This window comes from Blastocatellia bacterium (assembly GCA_035275065.1).
GTDB lineage: Bacteria > Acidobacteriota > Blastocatellia > UBA7656 > UBA7656 > DATENM01.
Map to the genome: position 1 here is coordinate 1 of DATENM010000158.1, position 13,979 is coordinate 13,979.

At 60.2% G+C, this 13,979-nt stretch carries 11 protein-coding genes; 3 read left to right on the forward strand and 8 right to left on the reverse strand.

Features of this window, described 5'->3' with window-relative positions; translation table 11 throughout:
- On the reverse strand, positions 1-206 hold a 206-nt coding region (locus VJ464_29370; protein ID HKQ09269.1), incomplete at its 3' end, for a transposase.
- 339 nt (positions 207-545) lie between these two features.
- On the opposite strand from VJ464_29370, the gene VJ464_29375 reads away from it, so the two are divergent.
- Positions 546-1,850 carry a C69 family dipeptidase gene (locus VJ464_29375; protein HKQ09270.1) on the forward strand — a complete coding sequence of 435 codons (1,305 nt, stop codon included), beginning with the start codon at positions 546-548 and terminating at the stop codon, positions 1,848-1,850.
- Positions 1,851-1,864: 14 nt separating this feature from the next.
- Here VJ464_29375 and VJ464_29380 read toward each other — a convergent pair whose 3' ends face one another.
- The gene (locus VJ464_29380; GenBank protein ID HKQ09271.1) at positions 1,865-3,526 is read right to left on the reverse strand and encodes a ribonuclease J; all 1,662 of its coding nucleotides are present in this window, start codon (positions 3,524-3,526) and stop codon (positions 1,865-1,867) included.
- Between the two features lie 66 nt (positions 3,527-3,592).
- Between VJ464_29380 and VJ464_29385 the strand changes: the two genes are divergently transcribed.
- Positions 3,593-3,829: a hypothetical protein gene (locus VJ464_29385; GenBank protein HKQ09272.1), complete on the forward strand. Its 237-nt coding sequence runs from the start codon at positions 3,593-3,595 to the stop codon at positions 3,827-3,829.
- On the opposite strand, the gene VJ464_29390 is transcribed toward VJ464_29385, so the two are convergent.
- From VJ464_29390 to VJ464_29415, 6 genes are all read right to left on the reverse strand, one after another.
- On the reverse strand, positions 3,826-5,166 hold the full coding sequence (locus tag VJ464_29390) for a TRAFs-binding domain-containing protein (GenBank protein ID HKQ09273.1): 1,341 nt from the start codon (positions 5,164-5,166) through the stop codon (positions 3,826-3,828). The two genes, VJ464_29385 and VJ464_29390, sit on opposite strands and share 4 nt — an antisense overlap.
- Positions 5,167-5,217: 51 nt before the next feature.
- Complete coding sequence (locus tag VJ464_29395; GenBank protein HKQ09274.1) at positions 5,218-6,840, reverse strand: tetratricopeptide repeat-containing protein; 1,623 nt, start codon at positions 6,838-6,840, stop codon at positions 5,218-5,220.
- 234 nt (positions 6,841-7,074) lie between these two features.
- Positions 7,075-8,658, reverse strand: a complete 1,584-nt coding sequence (locus tag VJ464_29400; GenBank protein HKQ09275.1) for a transglycosylase SLT domain-containing protein — start codon at positions 8,656-8,658, stop codon at positions 7,075-7,077.
- Positions 8,659-8,997: 339 nt separating this feature from the next.
- Entirely contained in the window at positions 8,998-11,364 is a 2,367-nt protein-coding gene (gene lon, locus VJ464_29405; GenBank protein HKQ09276.1) for an endopeptidase La, read from the reverse strand.
- 111 nt (positions 11,365-11,475) lie between these two features.
- Positions 11,476-11,940: a transcriptional regulator NrdR gene (nrdR, locus tag VJ464_29410; GenBank protein HKQ09277.1), complete on the reverse strand. Its 465-nt coding sequence runs from the start codon at positions 11,938-11,940 to the stop codon at positions 11,476-11,478.
- Between the two features lie 72 nt (positions 11,941-12,012).
- The gene (locus VJ464_29415; GenBank protein ID HKQ09278.1) at positions 12,013-13,212 is read right to left on the reverse strand and encodes a lysylphosphatidylglycerol synthase transmembrane domain-containing protein; all 1,200 of its coding nucleotides are present in this window, start codon (positions 13,210-13,212) and stop codon (positions 12,013-12,015) included.
- Between the two features lie 156 nt (positions 13,213-13,368).
- On the opposite strand from VJ464_29415, the gene VJ464_29420 reads away from it, so the two are divergent.
- Positions 13,369-13,938 (forward strand): sigma-70 family RNA polymerase sigma factor, encoded by a 570-nt coding sequence (locus tag VJ464_29420; protein HKQ09279.1) that lies wholly within the window; start codon positions 13,369-13,371, stop codon positions 13,936-13,938.
- Positions 13,939-13,979 lie beyond the last annotated feature (41 nt).

Genomic DNA, 13,979 nt, shown 5'->3' on the forward strand with positions numbered 1-13,979 from the left:
AGGGAGGAAGCAAGGCCTTGCGTCTGGCGCAGAGGGAGATGAAAGACTTGGCGCAGGAGCAGACAACAGCGGATGGCGGCATCGGCGTACTTCAGTGGTCTACCGCGACGAGTGGGAGGCGCGGAGCAAAGCCAGTGATCAATAGCGGCTTGGTCAACTCGCTTTGGCGATGTCGATGCCGAGCGTTGCTGATTGCATGAGCGCACCTCCGCGAAGGAATTCGTTGCGGTCAACCTTGTGAATGCAGGCTGCCAGCCGAGCTGGGCCTAAGATACCGTCCGACCTGAAGCAACGAGTTGGGGCAAGCGGTCTGGTCTACGGGACAGGCTCGCGGCCTTAGGGGCGTAGCAAACTCAGCTTGCCCGACTATCCAAGCGTCCTTGGATAGATTGTCGTCAGCCGAGGCTGACTTTTTCAAGATACAAGGGGCGCAATGTCCATATGCCGCTCCTACGGAGCTTGCATCTTTAAGAGCATCGTGACTATAAACATCACGCTCCTACGGAGCTATATTTTCAGACACGCCACATCACTCGTCTCTTTCTATGTGTGACACGCTTGTCGCCTCTCCGGAATACACTGCCGACGGCGCGCTATGGTTTGCGAAGAACAGCGACCGCGAGCCGGGCGAAGCGCAACTCGTCGAGCATCTGCCGGCACTCAGTCAAAAGAGCGCCCGGCTGCAATGCACCTACCTGGAAATCCCTCAGGTGTTGCGAACCCATGAGATCGTTATCAGCCGACCGTTCTGGATGTGGGGCGCTGAGATGGGCGCAAACGAGCACGGCCTCGCCATCGGCAATGAGGCGGTCTTTACGAAACTGCCTTATGCAAAGGTCGGTCTGACCGGGATGGATTTATTACGACTGGCGCTCGAACGCTCGGCGACGGCGCGCGCGGCGCTCGACACCATCACAGGCTTAATTGCCGAGCATGGGCAGGGCGGCGGCGGCGGTTATCGCAATCGAAAGTTTCGCTATCATAACTCGTTCCTCATCGCCGATCCTGCCGAGGCCTGGGTGCTGGAAACGGCTGGCCCGCACTGGGCCGCCGAGCGCGTTCGCGGTCTTAGAACCATCTCGAATGCCCTGTCGATTGGCAAGCAGTTCGACCTTTTGAGTGACACAGCCTATAGCTTTGCGAAGTCACAGGGCTGGTGTCGATCACCAGAGGACTTTGATTTCGCGCGCTGCTACGGCGACCCGTTTTACAGCCGCATGAGCGGGGGCGCGGTGCGCGCCGCCTGCACACTTGCCCTGCTCAAAAAGAAGGACTCTAAGCTGGCGCTCGGCGATTTGTTTGCGGCATTGAGCGACCACGCGGGCCTGGTCCCGGCAAGCGGCTGGCGCATGGAAATGCCGTGCGCGCATTCTTCGTGGTGGCCGACCCGGCAAGCCGGACAAACGACCGGCTCGATGGTCAGCCGCTTGAGCCCGGAGGATTCAATCCACTGGCTGACCGGCACCTCATCGCCCTGCCTGAGTGTTTACAAGCCTGTGCGACTTGGCCGCGAGCCGATGGCAAGCGGGCCGCAAGCCGGCGAAGGCTTCGATGAAGAAAGCCTCTTCTGGCGGCACGAGCAATTGCATCGCGCGACGATCAAAGATTACGTCCGGCTGAAATCGCTTTTTGATGACGAGCGCAAAGCCATGCAGGCGCGATTCGTAAGCCGTTGCGAAGCGCTCGACAGCCGCGCCCTGCAAAGCTGCTGGGACGAGCATCGCAACGTCATCCCGTCGTGGGTCGCGCGAGTCAAAGGCGAGACGCCACGCGGCAATGGCGCGTCAGGGTTTCTAAAATATTGGGAAAAACAGAACCGCCTCGACCACTTCCCTGTCGAGGCGATTTGAAGACAGGAGACAGGCTAGACTTCGACGACGACGGGGATAATCATCGGGCGGCGGCCCGTGCCTTTCTGAATGAAACGCTTCAGGTTGACGCGAACCTTCTCTTTGATGACAGCGTAATCGATGCGCTCTTCGTGGCTCGCGGTATTGACGGTCTCTACAACAATGCGCTTCAGCTCGCCGAGCAAGTCCGCCGAATCTTCTTCATGGATGAAGCCGCGGGTGACGATCTCCGGGTCGGTTTCAAGCTCGCCTGAGGTCGGATTGATCGCCACGATGGGGACGACGATGCCGTCATAAGACAGGTGCTTGCGGTCGCGTATAACGATGTCTTCGACTTCCCCGTAAGCGCCGTCAATGAACGTCCGCCCGACGAACTCTTTGGCGGTAATCTCGGCGCTCCCTTCACCGAATTCCAACACGTCACCATTCTCAAAGATGATGATGTTTTCAGGCTCGACCACGCCGAGCGTCGCCGCCCATTCGCGGTGGCGATAAAGCTGCCGATATTCGCCGTGGATCGGCACCAGAAAATGCGGGCGCACCGCTTCAATAAGAATTTGCAAATCCTCCTGGCTGCCATGCCCCGAGCAGTGTATGCGCGCCAGCGAGCTATCGATGACCCGCGCGCCGCGCTTGTAGCAATGTGAGATCAGCCGCGAAATGGCGCGCTCGTTGCCGGGAATGATGCGGGCCGACAACACGACCGTGTCGCCTTCGGCAACCGATAGGTTTTTGTGCTGGTCGGTGGCCAGCCGAGTCATCGCGGACATCGGGTCGCCTTGACACCCGGCCACCAGCAACACCAAACGATCATCATCCATCTGCCGCGCTTGCGCCGGCGTCAAGAAAATGCCGTCCGGCAGATCGAGCTGCCGCAGGCTGTCCGCCGTTTCGATGTTGCGCAACATGCTGCGCCCGAGCAGCGCAATCTGTCGCCCGGCGTCTCGCGCCATATCAACGACGATCTGGATGCGGTGCAGCGATGTCGTGAAGCAACTGACGATGATGCGCCCGTCTGCCTGGTCAAAAATGTTTTCAAAGGCCGGGATGACGGCGCGCTCGGACTGCGTGCGCCCCGGGCGTTCGGCGTTGGTCGAATCGGCAAGCAAGGCGAGCACGCCCTGATCGCCATACTCCGTGAGCCGCCGCAAATCCATCGGCGGCCCGATGACCGGCGTGTCGTCAACTTTGAAATCACCCGAATGAATGACGACGCCGACCGGCGTGGTAATCGCGACCGCCGTGCAAGCGGTCAGGCTGTGGGTCACGTGAATCCATTCGACATTGAATTTGCCGAGGTCGACGCTCTGGCGCGGCTCGACGGCATGGAGGATCGTCGTATCGGCAAGCCCATGCTCGATGAGCTTGTTTTCAAGCAGCGCCAGCGTGAAGTGCGTGCCGTAGACCGGCACGTCTACTTCCCTGAGTAGAAATGGCACCGCGCCAATGTGGTCTTCGTGGCCGTGTGTGAGAATGATGGCGGTGATTTCGTCGCGGTATTCGTCAATGAATGAGAAGTCTGGGATGACAATGTCTACGCCGGGCAGCTCTTCGTCGGGGAAGCCCATGCCTGCGTCAAGGATGATGGCTTCGCCGCCGCAGCGCAGGGCCATCATATTCATACCGAAGAAGCCGACGCCGCCGAGCGGGATGACTTCAAGTTTTTCCTCTACCATATTTTGTATGCAAGCAGGCACGCGCCGCGTCGCTGATCGAACGTCTTGTCTGAGTTGGCGTGCCGGATGATCTCCTCACTGCGTAAACTTCATTATAGCCAACAACTGCCGATTGGCCCAATGGCATTGCCGTTCAATCAGACTGGCGAAAAAAGGAGCCGACTGCTGATGGGCGCAGCCGGCTTCCGTTTCACTGGGGTATTCAAAGGGATTTTGGATGTAGCGCAATCTGTTAGCTTGCGCGAGTTGCTGCGCAAGCTAACAGATTGCGCTACATGGCAAACACATTTGAAACGGCTCTAGGCTTTACTCTGGGCTTCTAATGCCTGCTCGATCTCCAAGAGCCAGGCCACGTCCTCGCCGCGGGCTTCTCGCGCTTTGCGGATGAGGCGCAGGTTACGCGCCGTGGTCTCCGGCTCCCAGGGCGTGCGCACGGAGGCGAGGGCGGCCCCCAGGGCGTCAACGGCCTTCTCCTCGTTCTTCGCGAGTACGGCCAATTCGAGCATCGTCGCGTAGTCCCAATAATCCGCCTTGCCAGAGGCGATGCGGCGCTCGACGGCATAGGCCACCACAGGGATGATGGCGTCGCGGCGAGGGTCGGGCGGCTCCTTGATTTCCATCAAGGTCGCCGCATTGATTCCGGGATAGGCATCGCGCCAGTCGGCCTCGAAGCCGCGGAGGTAGGCGCCAATAGCTTTGTTCAGCTCGCCGGGCGCGCGATACTTATCCTCTTGCTTGACCGCCTTCTCCCAACGATCTTTGTAGACGCGTCCGAGTAGCCCCAGAGTTTCGGTGCTGGGGCCGCGGCGTTCGAGCAGATCGGTGAGGGTCCGCTCGGCCTCCTCGCTCCGCCCCAGCCGGTTGAGCGCGAAGGCGAGCTGCTCCTGCACCATGACGGTCGCAGCGAGCGGGCGCGGCATCTCATTCACCAGGTCCACCATGTCTTGCCACGCTTTCACGTCACGGTAAGAGAGGAACAGGTCAATAATCACTCCCGATTCGAGGTTTCTGATTTCGCCGAGATCCTTTGCCAGGGCGCGCAGCGCTTCGGGCCCGCGCGGGCGGGCTTCGGCGAGCTTCGCCTTGGTCTCCGCCGAGTAGCGAGCGCGGTCGCGGAAGACATCGGTTTTGGTGTGGTCAATTTCGGGATAGCCTTCGATGAGTTGAAAAACCGGGCTATCGATAGCGGGATTCTCTTGCGCGGCCCTGTGGGCCTCGGTCAGCCGCGAAACCAGCGCGGCCATTGTGGCCTCGACGTCGGTCGGCGTGCCTTCGGCGGTCAGGCGGTAGGGCATCGCGCGCAGGGGCGCCACGTCGAACGGCAGTCGGCCCCCCTCGGCGAATAACAAGACAGTGCTCCAGGGGCGGACGGCATGGCGCAGGCCGAGCTCATAAAAGACGTTCGCGTTCGCCGTGGTCAGGTCTGCGACGGCATACTCGCAGAGGATCAGGCGCTCGTACATCGGCTTGTGAATGATCCCGCCCGTCATCTCCTCGTCAGCGCGCAGCGGATCGAGCCCCGCCTGGGCGATGGCCGGACCAATCAGCTGGTGGTAAACCGCGTCGAAGTCGATCAGGTTGCCCATGGCGTCGGGCTTCTTGCCGAAAGGCATGAGGACAAAGCAGAGCGGCAGTGTCATAAGCTGTTCCCTCGCAGTGACGCGTTAATCCGGGGCGCCCGCTGACGCCGTCTAGCTGTCAGAATTGCTGGCCGCCGGATAGTCCGGTTTGATATCACGAAACCTCTTGACGATGACCGCAGAGTCGGGCGGGTTATCTTGTCGCCTGACGATGTCGAGGGCCTGCTGCCCTGTCGTGCTCCTGTGCCTGGCTTGATGGTCGTGGCGCGTCGCGCTGTCGTAAGCCTTGTCAGCCTCCGCGTACTGGCCGAGCAACAGGTGCGCTTCTGCCCTGGTCGCCTCTGACCAGTAGCCGGGCTTCGCCAACTCACCACATATCTGTAGCACTTCGTTTGCCAGCCCCTTATGTTCATCCCCGCCGAGCGCGAAGCTCATGTAAGCGGCGTTGATGCCGTTGTAGTACGCCTGATCGGAGTCGCCCGCTTGCTTCGCGGATTGGTAGGCCCGGTTATACAGGTCATAAACCTTCCAGCCGAGCGTGGTCGCGCTCCGGCTCTTCAGCCATTGCCGCTTGAACCGCCCGGCGAGGATTCCTTGAGTCTCGGGGTCATCTTGCACTTGCGGGTCTAATTGCTTCAGCCGCGTCACCGCCCCGGCAATGTCGCCGGCGCCCGACAGGGCGATGGCGAGTTGCTGGATAGCCTGCGCGTCTGAGGCAAAGGGACGCGATCCGCTGTCGGGCATTTGGAATTCCACATACTGTGTGAGCAGGTCTGCCGCCTGCCTGTACTGCTCGTTGTCGAGCAGCGCAAGCCCCAACACTTTATCGGCGATAGGCATGGGCGATTGGCTGCCTGAGCGCTTCGTTGCCATATCAAGGAGGCCGTCTACGTCCGCCAGTTCCGCCGCCGCCTGCACGCGTCGGACTTCCCTGATGGCCTCCTCGCTCTCGCCGTTAATCAGCGCCCGCTCGACGGCGGTGAGGCCGGGCCGGAGCAGGCGTTTCTTAAGAATCCGGAAGGGAAAATCTCCGACGACCACGGGCTTGACCACTTCGACGTGATTCCCCGGAGCGAGCTCATGCTCATCGAAGGGGAAGGGGTCAAGCGAGCTCTCCTGCGGCACGAACTGGTCCTTCATCCCGGCGACCAGGGTGAGCCGGAACTGCGCCAACCGCTTCGGGTCGGACCGCTGGTCATCCACCAGTTGAGTCCAGCCGTTCCGAAGCTTCTGGATGAAAGGCCCCAGGTCGTCCATATCCGCGATCTGGTTCTTCAGGAAACCGCCCCACCCCGCCTTCTTCAATCCGCCGCTCGGCGTGCCATAGAGGATGACCTCGGTGATCCGGTCCAGGTGGGTACGCGCACGGTTGACAAGCTCTTCGAGTATGAAGCCCTGGATGACCAGCCCGCCCATGCTATGACCGACGAGAATAATTCTTTCGTAGTCGTTTGCGTAGGTGTTCAGGAGAGTCCGTAAGCCCTTGCCGATTGTCTCAATGTTGGGGTCGTCTTCCCAGAAATACTTGGTGATCGCATACCTCAACTTAAGTTCGGTGGGATAAGTCCAGAAGAAAAAGTCATGGCCGCCGAGCTGTTCGTCGGTTTCCAACAGGGGCTCGAAGCCATCCCAGGTGCTGACGCCCCCGCCGGTGAAGCCGTGGGCGAAGATGACCGCAGCCTCTTTCTTAGCCGGGTTGCGATTGGTCACCCGATACGGATTGATTGCGCTCATACGATCCCTCCCTTCCGAATCATTGTCAGGCGATCAGGCATTTTTTGAGCGCCTCACGGCTGGCCCTTCTGGAGTCGCCTGCCCGACAAGCCTACGGAGTATAACTCACAACCCCGACATTCTCACACAACAAGTCTGACATCCTTTGATCTCCGGCTTGTCCCGCGAGAGCAAAAAAAGGAGCCGGCGGCTTTGTCAGCCGCCGGCTCCTTTTGCGGTATTGGTTGAACGCTTTTAGCGGCGGCGGTGGCCTCTCGAACTATGCGAGGACGAGCGGCCACGCGAGGCGGTGTGGCGGCTGCCGTGACGCGAGCGGCTGGCGCGCACTTCGCGGCCACGGACATGGCGACCCCGTTCGGCACGCACCATCACCTTGCGGCCATGCCGGTCACGCGTCACCTTGACGGTCTGCGGGATGCGCACCGTCTGTCCTTTGCGCAATTCGCCGCGCGCCGACATGCGATTCATCCGCGCGATCTCTTTCACAGAGACGCCGTAGCGCCGCGCCACCGAAGCCATTGTGTCGCCGCGCCGCACCGTGTAGCTCGCCATCTGCGTGCGATAAACCGGGCGGTAGCGTTCGGCCAACTCTTCGGCGGGCACCTGAATCTTGCGGACCCGCTGCTCTTCGGGCAGCTCGGCGTAGGCGACCTCGAACTGTTTCCGGGTGCCTTTCGGCAAGCGAATCGAATACCCTGCGCCCGGCGGCGAAACGCCACGGCGCAATTCAGGATTCAGGTTTTGAATCGAATCGTACGGCACGCCGATCAGGTCGGCGACAACCTTCAGGTCGGTCTGCGCCGGCAGCTCGAAGGTGTCAAAATTCATCGCCGGGTCGGGCTGGACGTTGAAGCCATAGCGCTTCTGGTTCTTGCTGATGATGGTGATCGCCAGAATGATCGGCACATAATTGCGGGTCTCGTTCGGCAACAGGTTGCGCTTGTACAGCTCCCAGAAGTCGGCATAGCCGCAGCGCGCCACCGCTGAATCAACGCGGTTTTCGCCCGAATTGTAAGCCGCCATCGCCAGCAGCCAGTCGCCGGCGAAGTGGTCGTGCAGCCAGCGCAGGTAGCGGGCCGCGGCGCGCGTCGCTTTCTCAGGCTGTGAGCGCTCGTCTATCCAGGCGGTCTGCGCCAGGCCATAGCGCGTGCCGGTCGAAGGAATGAATTGCCAGATGCCTTTGGCGGCGGCGCGCGACAGCGCGTTCGGCTTCCAGACCGATTCGGCCTGCGCCAGCCAGATCAAATCTTGCGGCACCCGCTCTTCTTTGAAAATCTTTTCGACCATCTGCCGGTAGCGCCCTGAGCGTTGCAGGCCGACTTCCATCGTCGAATGGCCGCGCCCGGCGACGAAGAAGTTGATGAACTGAAAGACCGGCGGCGCGACGGCAAACTCAAAATCGTACTTGCCGAAAATCTTGATGCCATCCGGCGTGGTCATCGCCAGGTCGGTCTCTTTGATGTCCGACAGCTCGTCAAGCAAAGACGGCTCTACGACTTCCGGGCGGTCTTCTAATTCGTGGCGGTCGTTGGGCTGCGCTTCGTATTTATGAATGCGTTCGAGGAGCTGGCGGTAATAGGTATCGAGTTTGGCGTTCGTCCTGAGGTCGACGCCGGAACTGAGCACGGTGTCTACGGCCTGATCGAAAAACCTGCGGGCGATGTCGGGCAGGCCCTTCTGCTGCGCTTCTTCGCCGCGCTTAAAGGCTTCTTCGGCTCGATCAATGATCGATTGCGAGATGTCTGATGAAGCAGCCGTTCGCGGCTGACCCTGCCCGTAAACCGGTATGACGGCTCCAGCGAGCAGAACAAACATCATGATAAAAACAAGGTTTCGACTCGCGGAAACTGCTAGCCTCATCCTTACGATCCCCTTCCGAATTTATTATTTTCTCAGCGGCTCATCACACGATTTTCCTGGTTCGTTTGGGCTCAGCGAACCCTGAGGGCTGAAAACCGCGATGCGTCCATTCAATTGGAACAGTCCTGCTAAGTGGGGTGGTTATAACACGCCAAAAATAGCCGAGTCAACGATTAGCCCGTACCGCAAGAAAATTGAAAGAATTTGCCCGCGCCCTTTGTCCCGCGGTCGGCGCGCCTTTGGGGATCGGCGTTTGATGTGACAACTGACCGCGGACAAAGGACTAAGGGCTACAGGCTAGACCAGCGCGATGCGTAGCACCTGGCGTATAGATTCGACGAACTGGAATTCGATTTCCTTAAGCAGCTCCTTGGGAATCTCTTCAAGGTCGCGGCGATTCTGCTGCGGCAAGATGATCGTATTGACGCGAGCGCGGCGGGCGGCCAGCACCTTCTCCTTGATGCCGCCGACTGGCAGCACATTGCCGCGCAAAGTGATCTCGCCGGTCATGGCGACCGAGCGTTTGACGGCGCGACCCGAAAGGGCCGAAACCATCGCCGTGGCAAGCGTCACGCCTGCCGAGGGGCCATCTTTGGGAATGGCGCCTTCCGGGACGTGGATGTGAACGTCCACCTTACTGAACTTATCCACATCGATGCCCAGGTCATCGGCGCGCGCTTTCGACCACGAGAAGGCCGCTTGCGCCGACTCTTTCATGACGTCGCCCAACTGGCCGGTCAGCAGCAACGCGCCTTTGCCGGTTGTCGTCAACGCCTCGATGAATAACACATCGCCGCCCGCAGGCGTCCAGGCGAGCCCCGTCGACACGCCGACCTGGTCCTTCTTCAGCACCTCGTCGGGGTGAACGTGCGGCACGCCAAGAAAGTCCTGCACATTTTCCTGGGTGACGCGAACCTGCGAGTCTTCGCCCTCGGCAACCCGGCGAGCGACTTTGCGGCTGATCTGTGCGATCTCGCGCTCGAACTGCCGCAAGCCCGATTCGTGGGTGTATTGCAGAATGATGGCCTTCAAGGCGACGCGGCTGAACTTCACGTGACGCGCAGTGATGCCGTGCGCTTCCATCTGCTTGGGGATGATGTGGCGGCGGGCGATCTCGGTCTTCTCTTCCTCTGTGTAGCCCGCCAGTCGAATGACTTCCATGCGGTCGCGCAGCGCGGGCTGAATCGTGTCCAGCACGTTCGCCGTCGTCATGAACATGACATTCGAAAGATCGAACGGCACACCAAGGTAGTTATCGCGGAACGAAAAATTCTGCTCGGGGTCGAGGACTTCCAGCAACGCCGACGATGGGTCGCCGCGAAAGTCAGCGCCGACCTTATCAATCTCGTCGAGCATGATGAGAGGGTTGTTGGTGCCGGCCTGCTGAATCGCCTGGACGATGCGGCCGGGCATCGCGCCGATGTAAGTGCGCCGGTGGCCGCGAATCTCGGCCTCGTCGTGCAGGCCGCCGAGCGACAGGCGTTGAAACTTGCGATTCAAGGCGCGAGCGATTGAGCGGCCGAGGCTGGTCTTGCCGACGCCGGGCGGGCCAACCAGGCAAAGGATCGGGCCGCGGACTTTGTCCTTGAGCTTGCGCACGGCGAGCGCTTCAATGATCCGCTCTTTGACCTTCTCGAGCCCATAGTGGTCTTCGTCAAGAATGATCTGGGCGCGCTTCAGGTCGAGGTTTTCTTCTGACGCCTTCGACCACGGCAGGCTCACCATGACGTCGAGATAATTGCGCAGGGTCGCCGCTTCCGCGGCGTCCGGGTGCATGCGCTCCAGTTTCTTGATCTGGCGCTCGACCTCTTCTTCGACGGCTTCAGGCATCTCCGCGAGGATCATCTTGTCGCGGTACATCTGAATCTCTTCGGCCAGCTCGTTGCCTTCGCCTAGCTCGGCCTGAATCGCCTTAAGCTGCTGGCGCAAGTAGAACTCGCGCTGCGTGCGATCAATCTCGCCCTTGGCCTGCGTGTTGATTTCCTGTTGAACGAGCAGGACATTGATCTCGCGGGCAAGCAGCTCGTTGACGCGGCGCAGGCGGTCGGCGGGGTTGAGCTTTTCGAGAACCGATTGCGCGTCGGAAACCTTCAGTTCGAGGTTCGAGGCGGCGACGTCCGCCAGGCGGCCAGGGTCTTCGAGGTTGGCGACAATCGCCATGACTTCGGAAGAGATGTTCTTGCCGAGCGTGATGGCGCGTTCGAGCGAGGCGCGGACATTGCGAATCAACGCTTCAAGCTCCAGCTCGTCGGCATCCGGCTCGGAGTCTGTGAGCGGCTCGATGTGAGCGATGAGCGCCGGCTGATTCTCATCAAAGCGCGCGACGCGGGCGCGCGACAGGCCCTGCACCAGGATGCGAATGCGGCCATCCGGCATCTTCAGCATCCGCATGATGGCCGCCGCCGTGCCGTGGTTATACAGGTCCGTGCCGACCGGTTCTTCTTTTTCAAGGTCGCGTTGTGCGACGAGCATGATCATGCGGTTTTCGGCCAGCGCCTGATCCACGGCGCGGATCGAGCGCTCGCGCTGCACGAACAGCGGCACGATCATGTAGGGGAAGATGACGATATCGCGCAAAGGCAGCACCGGAAGTGAATCCGGCAGCTTCACCTGCTCTTCGCTTTGTTCAATTGTGACTTCTTCGCTTTCAAGTATTGATGACATGGTTAAACGCGGGCCACTGCGCCCTGCATTGAGATTGTAGGGCGCTGGCGACAGCGTGACAAGCAGCTATTGAATTGCGTCCATCCGGCCTTGAAGCCCTGCCGACCCTTGCTACCGCTGGCTGCCCTTGCGCACCAGCGAGCGCAGCTCGCTCATGAATTCGGAAACGTCCTTGAAATCGAGATAAACCGAGGCAAACCGCACGTAAGCCACTTTGTCCAGCTCCTTCAGCCGCCGCATGATCATCTCGCCGATCTTGTCGGTTGAGCGCTCGCGCTCGCGTGATTCCTGAACGTACTTTTCGATGCCATTAACCAGCGCTTCGATTTTTGACATCGGGATGGGTCGCTTCTCGCAAGCCTTCATCACCCCGGCCAGCACTTTTTCGCGCACGAAAGGCTCGCGGGTGCCGTCTTTCTTGACGACCATATAAGGGATTTCGTCAATGCGCTCATAGCTCGTGAAGCGGCGCTCGCACTTCAAGCATTCACGGCGGCGGCGGATGACATCGCCCTCGCGGCTCTCACGCGAATCCACAACCCGATCTTCCAGATGCGCGCAGAATGGACATTTCATAAGTTATACTCGCCCACATTAGATTCGCGAGCTTCGATATGCTCGCCAGGTCCTGCTCGAAAAGGGACTGCTTCAGCGGCTTAGAATCGCCGCTTTCTTGGCCGCCGTGTCCTCGCCATTGGCGTTGGGCGGCTCGACCGTTTCTTCGGCAATATGCTTCAAACGCCCGAACGATAGGCCCTCGCGGGCGACGTAGTAAATTCCGAACAGTGTCGCCGGCGCGAAGATCAGCGGGTGAAGAATGATCGCCACGGATTTCGCCGAATCCTGGTCAACTCCCAGAAACGCCAGCGCCGCCGCCGTCGCAATATGAAAAGGCCCCGTCGCCCCGCCCGGTGTCGGCACGACCGAGCCAAGCATCGAAAGTCCCATCACAAAGACCGCGCCCGTAAACGGCACCTGGCCGTAGTGGATGCCGAAGGCGCGCACCACCAGCAGGTGCGCCGCCGCCACCATCAGCCAGATCAACACCGTGTACGAGACAGTGATGGTCAGCCCGCGCGCGTCGTGCAGGACGCCCAGCCCTTCGGAGATGTGCTCGAACAGGCTCATCAACCCGGTGGCGAACTTGCGTGGCAGCCGCCGCAGCTTCTTATCGAGATACATCAACGCGCCTTCGCGTTTTCGCCGGAAAACCGAGAGGCCGTAGATGCCGGCGATGGCCGCCACCAACAGCAACGCGCCGGTGATCTTGATCCAGCCGAACATTCGCATGGCGTCGGCGTTGTGATCATTCTCGTTGTACTCAAAAAAGACCAGGTTGATGGCGAAGAAAAAGACCACCATCACCATGTCAAAGACCCGCTCGATCATAACGGTGGCGTAGCTTGCCGAGGGTCGAACCTTCTCCTTCAGCGAAAGCGTCGCCGGGCGGATGATCATCTCCGCGGCCCGGCCCATCAGGAAAAGCGCCGAAAAACCGATCATGGTCGCCCGGAAAAGCGCGCTAAGCGGCGGCTGGGCCATCGGCTTGAGCAGTGTTTTCCAGCGCAAGGCGCGCACGAAGTAAGTGCCCACCAGCAGGGCGAGCGCCAATGTGAGCTGCACGCGGTTCGCCGCCCGGACCTTTATCCAGACTTCGCCGAAGTCAAGATTGCGGGCGAACAGGTAAACAAACAGCGCGCCCACAACCAGACTGATGATCGTTTTCCACCTGCCGCTCACTTTATCCGTGGGTCTCCGTGAGATACAATAGAGCTGGCGCGCCAGCCGGCCCGCCAATTCGTCGAGGCTTGATACGACCAGCCGCAAGGGGCTGTAGCCAGGGGGCATTCTAGCACAAAATATGGGCGGCTCGCATCCCTTCGGCACCGGTTGTGGTGCCACCGGCTTTGGCGAAACATTTTTCGTCACCATCTCGTTTAGCGAGTTGGCGGACATCCTAGATTACAGCTTGCGAGAGGGCGACAGGTGGGAGCGATACTTGCGTTGACAGCAACCGATGCTGAATTGGCTCAGCGTTGTCTCCAGGGTGACCAGCATGCATGGGCCGAGATCGTGCGCCAGTATTCGCGGCGCATCTATAATCTCGCCTATCGCTTCACCTCGAGTCACAGCGCGGCGGAGGACTTGACACAGGAAGTCTTCATTCGTGTTTATCGCTCGCTGACGCAGTATGACGCCTCGCTCGGCGACCTGTCGAACTGGCTGATGCGGCTGGCGCGCAATCTGATTATTGACGATTATCGTAAACGCCAGAGGACGCCGACGGATTCGAGCGATGACCTGGCCGATCATGAGTATCATCTGCCTTCGGCCAGCGACAGCCCGCAGCGCTCGCTCGAACGGCAGGAGCGCCGGCTGCAAGTGCTCGGCGCGATCAACAAGTTGTCGCCGGACCTGCGAGAGTGCGTCATTCTGCGTGACATTGAAGAGTTGACGTACCAGGAGATCGTTGACCTGTTGCGAATACCGGAAGGCACGGTCAAGAGCCGTATCAACCGGGGCCGCATCGAGTTGGCAAAAGTCCTTCGTCGCATGAAGGTGCAGCCGGAATAACACGGCCAGTCGCGCGCGGGCCCGGTGGACGTGGCCCGCGC

Excerpts from the sequence above, each read along its gene's own strand:
- VJ464_29385 (HKQ09272.1), top strand. The coding sequence starts at position 3,593 with ATGATCTCCTCACTGCGTAAACTTCATTATAGCCAACAACTGCCGATT.
- VJ464_29390 (HKQ09273.1), bottom strand. The coding sequence starts at position 5,166 with ATGACACTGCCGCTCTGCTTTGTCCTCATGCCTTTCGGCAAGAAGCCC.
- VJ464_29415 (HKQ09278.1), bottom strand. The coding sequence starts at position 13,212 with ATGCCCCCTGGCTACAGCCCCTTGCGGCTGGTCGTATCAAGCCTCGAC.
- VJ464_29375 (HKQ09270.1), top strand. The coding sequence starts at position 546 with ATGTGTGACACGCTTGTCGCCTCTCCGGAATACACTGCCGACGGCGCG.
- nrdR (HKQ09277.1), bottom strand. The coding sequence starts at position 11,940 with ATGAAATGTCCATTCTGCGCGCATCTGGAAGATCGGGTTGTGGATTCG.
- VJ464_29395 (HKQ09274.1), bottom strand. The coding sequence starts at position 6,840 with ATGAGCGCAATCAATCCGTATCGGGTGACCAATCGCAACCCGGCTAAG.
- VJ464_29380 (HKQ09271.1), bottom strand. The coding sequence starts at position 3,526 with ATGGTAGAGGAAAAACTTGAAGTCATCCCGCTCGGCGGCGTCGGCTTC.
- lon (HKQ09276.1), bottom strand. The coding sequence starts at position 11,364 with ATGTCATCAATACTTGAAAGCGAAGAAGTCACAATTGAACAAAGCGAA.
- VJ464_29400 (HKQ09275.1), bottom strand. The coding sequence starts at position 8,658 with ATGATGTTTGTTCTGCTCGCTGGAGCCGTCATACCGGTTTACGGGCAG.